The following is a 12,515-nucleotide window of genomic DNA, read 5'->3' as shown; positions in this document are numbered from 1 at the left end:
GGCCCGGCCGCGTGGGCCGGACCCCGTTTCCGGTGTCGCAGTGCGAGGGCCTCAGCTGAGCAGAAGGCCGTTGCCGCCGGCGACGGCGTTGTCGAAGCGCTTGCTGATCTCGGCCCAGTTGAAGATGTTCCACAGGGCGTTGACGTAGTCCGGCTTCACGTTCTTGTAGTCCAGGTAGAACGCGTGCTCCCACACGTCGACCAGCAGGATCGGCACGGTCGGCAGGATCAGGTTGTTGTGGTGGTCGCGCAGCTGCTGGGTGATCAGCGTCTTGCCGATCGGGTCCCACGACAGCGCGCCCCACCCGTTGCCCTGGATCGTGGTCGACACGGCGGTGAACTGGGCCTTGAACTTGTCGAACGAGCCGAACGCCTCGTCGATCGCCGCGGCCAGCTCGCCGGTCGGCTTGTCCCCGCCTTCGGGCGAGAGGATCTTCCACCACACCACGTGGTTGGCGTGCCCGGCCAGGTTGAACGCCAGCGTCGTCTCCAGGCCCACGATCGACCCGAAGTCGCCCGCCTCCCGCGCGGCGGCGAGCTTGTCCAGCGTGTCGTTCGCGCCCTTCACGTAGGTCGCGTGGTGCTTGCTGTGGTGCAGCTCGTTGATCTCGCCGGAGATGTGCGGCGCGAGAGCACCGTAGTCGTAATCGAGTTCGGGCAGCTCGTACCGGGCCATGGGCCCTCCTTCTGTCTTCGACATCAAGTCTTGCCCCCTCGAACCTAGTAGCACACCCGTGCCCCGGGCGAGCGGGGGCGGCCTCGGCGCCACGGGCTGGAACCTGGTTGAGTGAATGTTCAACTTCCGGTACGGCGGGGATCGCCCGCCACTCAGCGTGACCGTTTCGTCCGCTCCGCCCGTGGCGTCCGGCACCCGGTACGGTTGGCCCATGGCGACGTCCCGGCTCGGCAGCGTGCAGCGGGTGCTGCTGCTGTTCGCGCTCACGCTGGGCATCGCCGTGATGCACCACGTGCCCTCCCCCGGCGCCGGGCATGCGATGACGAGCCAGATGTCCGTCGTCCAGGCACACGACGCCGCCCCGGCCGCCGAATCCGGCATGCCCGCCGGCGAGCATTCGATGCTGCACCTCTGCCTGGCGGTCCTGTACGCGGCCGGCGCGCTCGTCCTCGGTTTGCTGGCCTTCCGCCGCCGCCCCGCCGTGCAGGCGGTTTTCGACGGCACGCGCGGCTCCCCCGCCGCCGACCGGCCGCCCGACAGACGGGGCCGGGCCGTCCTCACTTCTCTCTGCGTGTCGCGGACCTGATCGGTATTCGCTTTCCGGTCTTTCTTCGCAATTTTCCTTTTGGAGAGAAGGTTTTTTCGTGCGCAAAATCTTTTTCAGCGGTGCCGTGCTGGCCGCTTCGCTGCTGCTCGGCGCGTGCGGCGGCCCGGAATCCCCCACTCCCGCCCCCAGTTCGCAGGCGGGGCACAACGCCGCCGACGTCGCGTTCGCCCAGCAGATGATCCCGCACCACCAGCAGGCGCTGGAGATGGCGAAAATGGTGCCGTCGCGCAGCAGCGACCCGAAGGTCGTCGACCTGGCCGGCCGGATCGACCGGGCGCAGGACCCGGAAATCCGGCAGATGCAGGGTTGGCTGAAGGCCTGGGGCGTCGCGGCCACGAGCCATGCCATGCCCGGCGGCCACGAGATGTCCGGCGACCACCCGATGACCGGCATGATGTCCGACGCCGACATGAAAAGCCTGGACGCCGCCAAGGGCCCGGCCTTCGACCGGTCGTGGCTGGACATGATGGTCAAACACCACCAGGGCGCGGTCGAGATGGCGAAGACCGAACTGGCCCAGGGCTCGGATGCCGGGGCCAAGGCGCTAGCGCGGAAGATCATCGAGGCGCAGCAGGCCGAGATCGCTGAGATGCAGGGACTGCTGAAGGGCTGACGCGGTGCGGCGCCGGGGCCGCTGGCGGCCCCGGCGCCTTGCTTCTGGGCTGACGCGCGCCGCGGAATCCGAGCGGAATCTGCGGGAACTACCTGCGAGACAGCAGGGGCCCGCCCCGGCAGCCGAGGCCGCTGGATCCGGTCGTGCCGACCGGATCCAGCGGGGTCTCAGCGCCGCAGTTTCTCCGGTGCTTCGTCGATCAGCCGCAGCAGCCGCACGGCGAGTGCCTGGCAGGCGGCGCCGGTCAGGCCGGTGTCCTCCTCCAGCACGGCTCGAACGGAGGCGATGCGCTGGTCGTATCGCGACACGTAGGTGATTTCGTCGGGCATGATGCGGTCCTCTTTCCTGGCTTTCCTGGTTGTTGCGAGGGTCTCGGAGGAGCACGCACACCGGCGGTGCAAGCCGCCTGACGCGGTCGCGGCGCAGTAGCGGCTCGCGACCGCGTCGTGCAAGTCGTTTCCGTGGGGGCAGACCGCGCAGGCGCCGGAGGGAACGCCGTCGCCGAACAGGGTTTCGGCCGCGCCGGACTCGCCGTCCGCGGTCACTGGGCGCCGTTGACCGCGCGAGATGCCGTCCGGAGCGGACTTCCGACCTGGTGCAAATGCCGCAGGACGTCGGCGTACGTGCGGAACAGCCCGCCCTGGCTGTAGCTGATCCCGCGAGCGAGGCAGAAGTCCCGCACCAGCGGCTGCGCCCTCCCCAGCGTCGCCATCGGGATGCTGGGGAAAAGATGGTGCTCGATCTGGTAGTTCAGCCCGCCGAGCGCGTAGGTCATCCAGCGGCCGCCGCGGACGTTGTGCGACGTCAGCACCTGGCGGCGAAGGAAGTCCAGCCGGTGCCCGGGTTCCAAGTGCGGCATCGCCTTGTGGTTGGGCGCGAACGAGCATCCCATGTAGACACCCCACGCGGCGTGGTGCACGACGATGAACACCACGGCGATTCCGGGCGGCAGCAAGAGAAACACGGCCGTCAGGTAGGCGGCGACGTGGACGGCGAGCAGGACCGCGTCGAGTCTCGGGGACTTCGTCCCGCCGTGGCGCACGGCCTTGATCCCCGACCAGTGCAGGTCGACGCCTTCCAGCAGCAGCAAGGGAAAGAACAGGAAAGCCTGGTATTTCGCCATCCAGCGCAGGAAACCCGCCTTCGCCCGGCCCTGCCGGGTGCTGAACGCCAGCGCGGGAATGTCGATGTCCGGGTCGGAATCCTCGAGGTTCGGGTTCGCGTGGTGGCGCGTGTGCTTGCCGACCCACCAGCCGTAGCTCAGCCCGACCAGCGCGGCCAGCGCCGTGCCCGCCGCGTCGTTCGCGCGGCGGCCGCGGAAGATCTGCTTGTGCCCGGCGTCGTGGCCGAGGAACGAAAGCTGGGTGTAGGCGACGGCCAGCAGCGCCGCCGTGCCGAGCTGCCACCAGCCCGCCGCGACGAGCGCGAGCAGCGCCCACGCCCCGCCGAACGCCAGCAGCGCGATCCCGCCGCGCACCAGGTAGTGCCCCGGGCGGCGGCGGAACAAGCCCGCCTCTTTCACCAGGGCGGAGAGTTCGGCGAACTCGCTTCCGTGCCCTGGCCTGCCCGTCTGTCCGTCCATATTCCAGCTCCGCATCGGATGGTGTGCCGGACGACCGCGGTGGTTCGACAGAGGCGAGGACCCGGTATCGGCGGTGCGGGTAGGTCCCGCTCTCCTCGGCAGCCGTGACGGCTCGATCGCACCGCCGAGGTCCAGGGTCTTGCTTCCCCAAGCCTACACCCGGCGCACGGGCCCGGCCCCGCCCGGCGGAGGGACCTTCTTCCGGGGACGCCGGGCCAGGTCCATTCGAGTGCTCTCGGCGGTTCCGCGCCGCGCCGGGGAATTCCCTTGCGACCACCCGGTCTTCCGCGAAACCGGACTCGTTCGCCGCGGCCGCCGCCCGATGTCCGCGCATCCGGCAGCGCGCCCGGCGCGGTCGAGGGTGTACTCTCGGCGGTGTCCGAGAACATCTCGTGCGCCGACAGTCCCGGTCCCTCGCGGCCTGGGCGAACGCATGCCCTGTCGTCGGGCCCACGGCACACCACCGTCACCCCTCGCGGCCTGTCAGCCGCCGAGCTGCCCTTGCTTCGGCCGCCTCCGCGGCATCAGTCAGTGGCGCCCTCTCGGGACGGCGGTGGTGCGACGTGGACCAGCCGCCCGGTTCCTCTGTTCCGCCGCGGTCTCTTGCCGCTCTGAAAGGAAAACTCATCACTGCCGCAGTCAGTATGCCGCTCTTCAGCCATCCCGTCGCCGAAAGCCCGCGCCCCGGCGCTCTCGTCCGGCCGCAGGACACTCGCTACGGCGGTCTCTTCCGCCAGCCCGCGGTCCCGCCCGCCGAGCGGACCGAATCGCAGCCGCCGCAAGGGCGAGCGCACGCACGGCGACACCGTCGCTGACCCGCGCCCCGTCGCACCGGAGACCGCCGCGCCCGAGTCTCCGGAGAGGAGTGCCGCGATGACGTCAGCCCCGCCCAGCGGCGCCGCGAGCACCGTGATCGAACCCGCCGAGGTCGGCACCCGCTTGCGGCTCAAGCAATCCGGTGCCGTGAAGGGCTGTTTCGACGGCGCGTGGCGGCCGCTCTCCCTTGACCCGGTGACGGAATTCAGCGCGCTGGTCGCCGCCCTCTCCCGCCGTTCCGGACCGGTCGACCGCATCGGCTTCAACCCGGCGGCCTGGGGCCTTGCGCCCGCCCACCTCGCGCACGGGCCGGATCTCGTGCGACTGTCCGGATTTTTCGGTCTCCAGCAGCACACTGTCGTGGTGATCGGGCCTCGTATCCGGCATCTGACGCTCCTGGTGATCCCGCCGGAAACCGGCGACGCCGCCGCCGAACGCGCGCTGGCCGCGGCCTCGGCGTCCGACAGCTTCGGCACCGCCGAAGAAATCCTCCACGGCTGCGGCGTGCTGCTGCCCGATCGGCGGTCGGCCGAGAGCTGACCTTTTCTGGTTCACTCGAGGACATGGCCGAGACTTTCGGAGTCCCCCGACCGGACAAAATCGACTACTACGCCCAGGTCGCCGAAGCCGGGCGCGACTACAAACGGCACGTGCTGGCCGCGCTGGACCTGCGCCCCGGCTTGACCGTGCTGGACGTCGGCTGCGGCCCCGGCACCGATCTGCCCGCCATGGCCGAAGCGGTGGGATCCGCGGGTGCGGTCCTCGGGTGGACACGGAACCGGGAATGGTCGAGGAAGCGGGACGGCGGACCTCCGGGACGCCGCAGATCTCGGTCCGGCTCGGCGATGCGCAAGCGCTTCCGCTGGCCGACGCGAGCGTCGACCGCGCTCGGGCGGACCGGATGGTGCAGCACGTCGCCGATCCCGCCGCGGTTTTCGCTGAACTGCACCGGGTGCTGCGGCCGGGCGGGCTGGCGTGCGTGGCCGAGCCGGACTGGGACAGCCTGGTGGTCGATCCCGGGGAACGCTCGACGAACCGCGCGTTCAACCGGTTCGTATGCTCGACGATGGTGCGGAACGCGACGGTCGGCCGTTCCTTGGCGCGGTTGGCGCTGGAGGCCGGGCTGGAGGTGCTCGACGTCTCGGTCGCCGCACCGGTCTTCCGCGATTTCGGTGCGGCGGACAAGATTCTCGGCTTGAGCCGGAACGCCGAACGCGCGGTGCGGGCGGGTCAGCTGGACCGGGCCGCCGCGGACGCGTGGCTGGCGGCGCTGGCCGCGGGGCCGTTCTTGGCGGCGAGCATGGTGTTCGTCGGAGTCTTCGTCAAGCCTGCCGCTTGACCATCTCCGCGATCCACACCGGCGCGTACGGCGAGGTGCAGTTCGGCGGTGTCGGATAGTCCTTGAGCACTCCCAGCCGCTCCCCGATGCCGATCGCGCGGGCGCGCAGGCTCGGGTTTTCGATGCCGATCTGGGCGAGGCAGTAGTTCATCGCCCACTGCAACCGCTCCGGGGCGGCTTTCATCTCGGCTTCGATGACGTCGAGCAGCCCAGAAAGATCCAGCCCGTCGGGCTTCTTCGCGACGCGGTCCACGGTGAGCGCCCAGCCCGCGCTCGCCACCACCGGGTCGGGGTCCTCGAGCCAGGCCACGCGGAGCTCCTCGGCGTGGCGGCTTTTCTTGACGATGTTCGCGACGAGCCAGTCCTGAACCTTGGGGGTGCCCGCCTCGCGCAGCATCGTGTCGAGGTCATCGCGGTCGAACTGTTTCGGCCGCGCGACGAGGAGCGCGAGCAGGCGGGCGTTGGTGTCCCCGGTCCGCCAGAGTTCGCGGGCCAGCTCGGGCTGGGCTTTGAGCTCTTTGGCGAGGGCGCGGAGCTTGCCGAGGTTGACGCTGTGGTCGTCGCCGTGGTTCTCGTTGACGGCCCGGATTTTGGGGTCGTCAAGCTCCGCGAGCCGGGCGAGGACCCCGGAAAGGGTTGCGTCGGCCACGGAAACCTCCCTGCTCAGGTGCGGACGGGGTCGAGATTACGCGAAACGCGCGGTAACGCTCGCGGGCCGCGGGGCGTCTTTCGACCATGACCCGTCGCGCCGTCGCCGCCATCGCGCTCGCCTTGGCTCTGGCCGGGTGCGCCGGGAATCCGCCTGCCCAGCACGCCGTCGCGGGACCGGCTCCGACGAGCCGGCCCAGTCCGGAACCCGCGCCGTCCACGACAACGACCCCGACCGCGACGACGCCGGCTGCCTCGACCCCGGCCAAGGCAACCAGCACGCCCAAGACCACGGCATCGGAAGCCAAACGGCGCGACCCCGCAACCAGCCCGGGTTGCGGCCAGCGAGCAGTCGACGCGGGCAAGTTCAACCCGCGTTGCAAGGAATACCAGGGTTACCTCGACCCCGGCGGCTCCGGACGTCCGAAGACCTCCGGGGAGATCCAGCACGAATACCTCTGCCAGCAGGGCTACCTGCCCCCGGCGGAATGCTGACCCCCGGCCAGGAACTCCTCCGGAGCGGGGATCGGCACCCGCACCCAGTTGTTCACCCGGGTGAACGTCGCGCCGCCCATCCGGCCGACCGGCTGGTACACGTCCTGGTCCAGCCGTCCGTCCGGGCGCAGCAGCCGGTCGTCCACCGCGACTCCGACCACCTCGCCGAAGACCAGGTGCGCGCCCCGGAACTCCTCGATCTTCACCAGCGTGCACTCCAGGCTCGGGCCCGTCCCGGCCGGATGGGGCACGGCGATCCGCACCCCGGGCGTCCACGACAACCCGACGTGCTCCGCTTCGTCCACCGATGAGTCCACTGTGGACGCGGTGCGCGCGACGAGTTCTTCCTGTCCGCTCAACGCGATCGTGATCGCGAACTCGCCGCTGGCCTCGATATTGGCCAGAGTGTCCTTCGACGCTTCCGAAATCGAGAAGACCACCGTCGGCGGGTCCATCGTGAGCGGCGCGAAGTAGCTGAACGGCGCGAGGTTCCGCACGCCCGCGCCGTCCACTGTGCTCACCCACGCGATCGGCCGCGGGACGACGGCGTTCTTCACCATCCACACGAAAGCGCCGCGATCGGCGTCGGTATTGCTGCTGTACACGAAACCTCACTCTGTCGCCGCACCCGAGCACGTCGAATCCGACCGTACGCTCAGCAACTCCTCATCCGCACCGGTGACCGGATCGTGGGCAAAACCGCCTGGTTGGAGCAGGTTCCCGGGTAACCCTCCGTGTGCTCCAGCCAGTCTGCACCCCGCAGTGGCCGCGCCGGACGCGGCGCAAGCTCAGCCGCGCGCGGCGGTCAACGCGGCGAGCACCCGCTCCCGGCTCGGCACGTCGAGCCGGCAAGCGTCGCCCGCGACCGGGCCGGGCGTTCCCATCACGTCGACGCCGTCGACCAGGATCGTCGGAGAGCGGTAGCGGCCGACGCGTTCGACCACCGACGCGTCCAGACGGCTCTCGGCGAGGCACTCCGCGACCAGCGACCGGGCCGCCTCGGCGTTCGGGCAGTCCGGGGCGGTCAGCAGTTCCACCCGCGTCCCGCGGATCTCCGGCCCGGTCGTGCACATGGACCCAGCCTAGGCCGAAATCGGTCCTTGACAATCCGCTTCCGGAAAAAGCTATGGTGGCCCAGGACGTCGAAAGCCACAGCCCGGTGGGTAGTCCGGGCGGCGCGCCGCGCTCGTACCCGCACCTTCCCGGTGCGTCCAGCACGTCCCCTTGCTCCGTATCCAGAAGGGGAATTCGCTGTGCCCGGAAAACTTCGCGTCCTGATCATCGGCGCCGGCATCGGCGGGCTCGCGCTCGCGCAGGGATTGCACCGCGCCGGGGTTGGCGTCACAGTCTGCGAACGTGACATCTCAGCGGCCGGCCGGCTGCAGGGGTATCGCCTGCGCCTCGACTCGCACGGCCTCGACGCGCTCGACCGGCTGCTTCCTGAACAGCTCAGCCAGGCGGTCTGGGATGCCAGTTCGACGCCGTCGCGTACCAGCTACCTCACGGGGACGCCGCCGAAGGAACCTGTCGAACGAAACGTCTCGATCAACCGGCTCACGCTGCGCGAGATCCTCCTGCACGGGCTGGACGACGTCGTCGAGTTCGGCCGCGAGTGCACCGGATACCGGCTGGATGACGGCGCCACCGCGACGTTCGCCGACGGAACCACCGCGTCTGCTCACCTCCTGGTCGCCGCCGACGGCGTGAACTCCGTGATACGGCGGCAATATCTGCCGCACGCCCGCGTGGTGGACACCGGCGTGCGCATCATGTACGGCCGCTTCCCGCTCACCCGCGAGACCGCCGAACTGATCCCCGACGGGTGGTTCGGGATCTACCGCGGGCTCTTCGGCCCGGACAACCAGCACATCGGCATCGCTCCGGTCCACCCTCGGCGCCCGGCACCGCTGCCAGGCCTCACCGACACCGGCGACTACGTGATGTGCCTGTTCGCCGCCCGCACCGAACTGCTGCCGTACTCCGACGGCGAACTCCGCGCCGCCACCGGGCTTCAGCTTCGGGACCTGACGGTTTCCTTGGCCCGCACGTGGAATCCGAAAGCCAGCGAACTGCTGGCCCTCGCCGATCCCGAGACGTTGTTCCCGATCTTCATGCGCACCAGCGTGCCGATCGAGCCCTGGCCGACCACCTCGGTGACCCTGCTCGGCGACGCGATCCACGCGATGAGCCCAGCGGTCGGCGTCGGTGCCAACACGGCCCTGCGCGACGCCGAACTGCTCGCCGCGAAGCTCGCCGCGGCCGGTGCCGATCCCCTCCCCGCGCTGCGGGAGTACGAGGCCGCGATGATCCGCTACGGCTTCGACGCGGTCCGCACGTCGGCGAAGTTCGGGGCGACGCGCATGGGCCAGCCTCCGCTCACGCAGGCTTGAGCAGCGGCACGTCTCGCGAAATCTCGCGGAACCCGACGCTGTGATACAGCCCGCGCGCCGACGGATGTCCAGGCGCGCCAAGGCAGGCGACCGTCGCGTGGGTGGCTCCGGCCGCCCGCGCGCGGTCCATGCCGTGCAGCAGCATCGCACGGCCCAGCCCGAGCCGCCGGTAGTCCGGATGGGTTCCGACCGGCTCGAACTCGGCGGTCTTGTTCGCCTCGTCGAACCACATGATCGCGGACGCCGCCATCGTCCCGTCCGGTGCTTCGACCAGGAAGTGCAGGTCGCCGCGATACGCCGGGGTCGTGCGGACGCCCTCGTAGCTTTCCCGCGAGTACGCGATGGCGCCCCAGGCGTCGAGATGAGCCTGGACGGCGGCCTCCGGCCCGGCTTCGGCGGCGGTGCGGAAGCGGAATCCGTCCGGCAGCACCGGCTTTTCCAGCACCTCGAGGTCGCGTTCGTTCAGCTGTGTCCAGGATCCGGTGTCGCCGAGGCCGTCCGGATCGGGCCGGTAGCCGTGCGCCGCCCAGCGTTCCAGGCCGAACTTGTCCGCCGCGCCGGGCAGCGCGGTGCGTTCGAGGCCGTCCGCGGTCGCGGCGAACCAGTCGATCACCTCGTCGACCAGTCCGGCGTGGTCGGGATGAACCTGGAAGGCCAGATACGCACCGGTGATGTCTTTGACCGAACCGTCGCTGCGCCGCACGCTCCGCGGCAGCTGCGCCCAGCCCCACGCCACGAGGTCGTCGCCGGCGAACCACAGCCGGCGGACCCAGCTCGCCCCTTGCGCGGCGTGCGCTTTGCCCCAGTTCCAGGCCAGTTCGCCGTAGGAGGCGTCGCTGTTGACGAGCTCCGGCCGCACGGCGGTGATCCGCTGTGCGAGTTCCTGCATGAGCAGCACGTCCGCCGCGGTCAGCAGATCGGTCATGGCCGGACTCTGTCAGCCGGGCGGCCGGGCGTCGACCGGTTTTCCGCCGCAGGCGCGGATCACCGCGTCGGCGAGCAGGTCCGTCGGGTCCAGCACCCCGGTCGCGCTCCTCGCCACCAGCGGAAGTTCCGTGCACGCCAGCACCGACAACGGCGCGTCGACCTCGGCCAGCGCCCGCTCGAAATGCACCGCTCCGCCCGCCAGGTCACCGCGCTTCACCGCCGCGACCGCCGCGTCGACTTCCCGTTGTCCCGACTCGGACGGCACCACCCACTCGACCCCGGGCACTCCCTGTTGGTACAGCCCGGCGGCGATCGTCCCGCGCGTGCCGAGCAGTCCGACCGGCCCCGTCCGTCCGGCGAGGAATTCCGCCGTTTCCGCGACCATGTCCACGAACGGCACCCCGCTGTCCGCCGCCAGCTTGCGCAGGAAGAAATGCGCGGTGTGGCACGGAATGGCGATGACGGTCGCGCCGAGCCCGCGCAGTTTTTCCGCCCCGGCAAGCAAAGCCGGGTACGGATCGGTGCTTCCGTCCAGCACCGCGGCCACCCGGTCCGGCACCGTCGGGTCCGCCCAGATCGCGACCCGCAGATGATCCTGGTCGCGCTCCGCGGCCGTCCGCGCGATGAGCTTCGCGTAGAACTCGGCGGTCGCCGCGGGACCCATGCCGCCGAGGATGCCCGCGATCACTGGAAGGTCGACCGGTAGCCGAACAGCCCGGCGACGCCGCCGGTGTGCACGAACACCACGGTGTCGGTCGCGGCGAACCGGCCCTCCTCGATCGCGCCGAGCAGGCCGGCGAAGCCCTTCCCCGAGTACACCGGGTCCAGCAGGATCCCTTCGGTCTCGGCGAGCAGCCGCACCGCGTCCACCATGGACTGGGTCGGCACGCCGTAGCCCTCGCCGACCCAGCGGTCGTCCACCAGCACGTCGTCGCGGGAAACCTCGGCGTCGATCAGCTCCGCCGTGCGGCCGGCGAGGCCGTGCACCGCGTCGATCTGCCGCGCTTCCGGCTGCCGCACGCTGACGCCGAGCACTCGAGCCGGGCTGTGCACCGCGCGCAACCCGGCGACGAGGCCTGCCTGCGTGCCGGTGCTGCCGGTCGCGTGCACGACCCAGTCGATCGGGACCGGCGCGGTGTCCAGCTCCAGCGCGCACTGGACGTACCCGAGCGCGCCGATCGGATTCGACCCGCCGCCGGGGATCACGTACGGCCGCCGTCCCTCCGCGCGCAGCTTCGCGGCCACGTCTTCCATCGCGGCTGACATATCAGTTCCGGCCGGTACCCGGTCCACGATCTCGGCGCCGAGCAGTTCGTCGAGCAACACGTTGCCGGAGTTTTCGTACTCCTCGTCGCGCACCTGCCGTTGTTCCAGCAGCAGCTTGCAGGCCAGCCCGGCGCGCGCGGCGGCCGCGGCGGTCTGGCGGGCGTGGTTGGACTGCGTCGCGCCCTGGGTGATCAGCGTGTCGGCACCCTGCGCGAGCGCGTCGCCGACGAGGAATTCCAGCTTGCGCGTCTTGTTGCCGCCGGTCGCCAGACCGCTGCAGTCGTCGCGTTTGATCCACAGGTCCGGCACGTCCCGGCGGCGTTCGCGCAGCCGCGCGGTGAGCAGGTCCAGCGGTTCGAGCGGGGTCGGGAAGTGTCCGAGCGGGAAGCGGGCGAAGCGCGTTGTCTGTACCACGGACGCCATCGTGCTTGCCGGACCCGGCCGCTGTCCACCGCGTCCGTCACGGGTGCAGTTCGGCCCGGATCACCTGCGCCGCCTGCGCCAGCCGCGCCCCGATCGCCGAGATGTCGGCCGGACCGGTCAAATACACCACCGCGAGCGCGGCTGGATGCTGCCCGGGCACCGCGAGCGGCACCGCGATCGACGACAGCCCGGGGATGACCTCGTCATGGCTGGTCTCGTACGACGTTTCCTCCCCGCGCAGCTGCCGCAGAATCGCGCGGCCCGGCGCTCCGTCGGTGATCGGATGCCTGCTGCCCGGCCGCTGCGCCACCGCCGCCGTCGCCTGCCGCGGCTCGACGCTGGCCAGCGTGACCACGGAATCCTCGCCGTCGAGCGTCGCCAGGAAGGCCGTCATGCCCAGTTCGTTGGCGAGCACGGTCAGCTCCGGCAGCGCGGTCGACTGCAGATCGCGGGAAACGTTGCGCGCCAACGCCGCCAGCCGCGCTCCCAGCTCCAGCTCGCCGTTCGCGCCGCGCACGACGAGGCCGTGGTCCTCGAGCGTGCGCACGATGCGGTAGGTGATCGACCGGTGCAGCCCGAGCCGCGCCGCCAGCTCGGCGATCGACAGCGGCGCGTCGGCCTCGGCGAGCACTTCCAGCGCGGTGAGCCCGCGCGACAACGTCTGCGACCCGGCCCCTTGCTTGGCTTCCGTCACGACTCGGTCCTTCCCCGCGGGGTCTTGTGCGCCGGAGCGG

General features: G+C 70.7%; 16 protein-coding genes and 1 pseudogene. 6 read left to right on the top strand and 11 right to left on the bottom strand.

The genetic code is table 11. The features are described from left to right. Positions 1-51: 51 nt before the first annotated feature. A complete protein-coding gene (locus ATK30_RS34990) occupies positions 52-675 on the bottom strand; it encodes a superoxide dismutase (protein WP_101439050.1) in 624 nt (207 codons plus the stop codon). Positions 676-886: 211 nt separating this feature from the next. On the opposite strand from ATK30_RS34990, the gene ATK30_RS34985 reads away from it, so the two are divergent. Both ATK30_RS34985 and ATK30_RS34980 read left to right on the top strand, forming a co-directional pair. Beyond that, positions 887-1,261 (top strand): hypothetical protein, encoded by a 375-nt coding sequence (locus ATK30_RS34985; RefSeq protein WP_101441226.1) that lies wholly within the window; start codon positions 887-889, stop codon positions 1,259-1,261. A gap of 58 nt (positions 1,262-1,319) precedes the next feature. Then, a complete protein-coding gene (locus tag ATK30_RS34980; protein ID WP_101439049.1) occupies positions 1,320-1,895 on the top strand; it encodes a DUF305 domain-containing protein in 576 nt (191 codons plus the stop codon). A gap of 167 nt (positions 1,896-2,062) precedes the next feature. Here ATK30_RS34980 and ATK30_RS46570 read toward each other — a convergent pair whose 3' ends face one another. The 3 genes and pseudogenes from ATK30_RS46570 to ATK30_RS34970 form a co-directional block, all read right to left on the bottom strand. Then, a complete protein-coding gene (locus ATK30_RS46570; protein WP_167442051.1) occupies positions 2,063-2,224 on the bottom strand; it encodes a DUF6307 family protein in 162 nt (53 codons plus the stop codon). Positions 2,225-2,284: 60 nt separating this feature from the next. After that, positions 2,285-2,440, bottom strand: a pseudogene (locus tag ATK30_RS47350) (RGCVC family protein); the annotation flags it as partial. Continuing rightward, on the bottom strand, positions 2,437-3,477 hold the full coding sequence (locus ATK30_RS34970) for a fatty acid desaturase family protein (RefSeq protein ID WP_101439047.1): 1,041 nt from the start codon (positions 3,475-3,477) through the stop codon (positions 2,437-2,439). The pseudogene ATK30_RS47350 and the gene ATK30_RS34970, both read right to left, overlap by 4 nt. A gap of 873 nt (positions 3,478-4,350) precedes the next feature. Between ATK30_RS34970 and ATK30_RS34965 the strand changes: the two genes are divergently transcribed. Both ATK30_RS34965 and ATK30_RS34960 read left to right on the top strand, forming a co-directional pair. Beyond that, the gene (locus ATK30_RS34965; RefSeq protein ID WP_101439046.1) at positions 4,351-4,833 is read left to right on the top strand and encodes a DUF5994 family protein; all 483 of its coding nucleotides are present in this window, start codon (positions 4,351-4,353) and stop codon (positions 4,831-4,833) included. 226 nt (positions 4,834-5,059) lie between these two features. Continuing rightward, complete coding sequence (locus ATK30_RS34960; protein ID WP_244194822.1) at positions 5,060-5,632, top strand: methyltransferase domain-containing protein; 573 nt, start codon at positions 5,060-5,062, stop codon at positions 5,630-5,632. On the opposite strand, the gene ATK30_RS34955 is transcribed toward ATK30_RS34960, so the two are convergent. Beyond that, positions 5,616-6,281, bottom strand: coding sequence for a DNA alkylation repair protein (locus ATK30_RS34955; RefSeq protein ID WP_101439045.1), 666 nt, complete (start codon positions 6,279-6,281; stop codon positions 5,616-5,618). The two genes, ATK30_RS34960 and ATK30_RS34955, sit on opposite strands and share 17 nt — an antisense overlap. 86 nt (positions 6,282-6,367) lie before the next feature. Here ATK30_RS34955 and ATK30_RS34950 point away from each other — a divergent pair, with 86 nt between their 5' ends. Continuing rightward, positions 6,368-6,775 carry a hypothetical protein gene (locus ATK30_RS34950; protein WP_101439044.1) on the top strand — a complete coding sequence of 136 codons (408 nt, stop codon included), beginning with the start codon at positions 6,368-6,370 and terminating at the stop codon, positions 6,773-6,775. Here ATK30_RS34950 and ATK30_RS34945 read toward each other — a convergent pair. Next, entirely contained in the window at positions 6,751-7,380 is a 630-nt protein-coding gene (locus ATK30_RS34945) for a flavin reductase family protein (protein ID WP_101439043.1), read from the bottom strand. The genes ATK30_RS34950 and ATK30_RS34945 overlap by 25 nt on opposite strands. Before the next feature lie 183 nt (positions 7,381-7,563). Continuing rightward, positions 7,564-7,848: an alkylmercury lyase gene (locus ATK30_RS34940; RefSeq protein WP_101439042.1), complete on the bottom strand. Its 285-nt coding sequence runs from the start codon at positions 7,846-7,848 to the stop codon at positions 7,564-7,566. A 180-nt stretch (positions 7,849-8,028) separates the two neighbouring features. On the opposite strand from ATK30_RS34940, the gene ATK30_RS34935 reads away from it, so the two are divergent. Then, on the top strand, positions 8,029-9,165 hold the full coding sequence (locus tag ATK30_RS34935) for an FAD-dependent oxidoreductase (RefSeq protein ID WP_101439041.1): 1,137 nt from the start codon (positions 8,029-8,031) through the stop codon (positions 9,163-9,165). On the opposite strand, the gene ATK30_RS34930 is transcribed toward ATK30_RS34935, so the two are convergent. The 4 genes from ATK30_RS34930 to ATK30_RS34915 are packed head-to-tail and all read right to left on the bottom strand — an operon-like array spanning position 9,152 to position 12,475. Continuing rightward, positions 9,152-10,090, bottom strand: a complete 939-nt coding sequence (locus ATK30_RS34930; RefSeq protein WP_101439040.1) for a GNAT family N-acetyltransferase — start codon at positions 10,088-10,090, stop codon at positions 9,152-9,154. The genes ATK30_RS34935 and ATK30_RS34930 overlap by 14 nt on opposite strands. Positions 10,091-10,102: 12 nt before the next feature. After that, a complete protein-coding gene (cuyB, locus tag ATK30_RS34925; RefSeq protein WP_101439039.1) occupies positions 10,103-10,780 on the bottom strand; it encodes a cysteate racemase in 678 nt (225 codons plus the stop codon). After that, on the bottom strand, positions 10,777-11,772 hold the full coding sequence (cuyA, locus tag ATK30_RS34920; RefSeq protein ID WP_463672412.1) for a D-cysteate sulfo-lyase: 996 nt from the start codon (positions 11,770-11,772) through the stop codon (positions 10,777-10,779). Before cuyA ends, cuyB begins: the two co-directional genes overlap by 4 nt. Positions 11,773-11,818: 46 nt before the next feature. Continuing rightward, positions 11,819-12,475 carry an IclR family transcriptional regulator gene (locus tag ATK30_RS34915; protein ID WP_101439037.1) on the bottom strand — a complete coding sequence of 219 codons (657 nt, stop codon included), beginning with the start codon at positions 12,473-12,475 and terminating at the stop codon, positions 11,819-11,821. Positions 12,476-12,515 lie beyond the last annotated feature (40 nt).

Source organism: Amycolatopsis echigonensis (assembly GCF_002846615.1).
Lineage (GTDB): Bacteria > Actinomycetota > Actinomycetes > Mycobacteriales > Pseudonocardiaceae > Amycolatopsis > Amycolatopsis echigonensis.
This window is presented reverse-complemented; position numbering and strand designations above follow the sequence as displayed.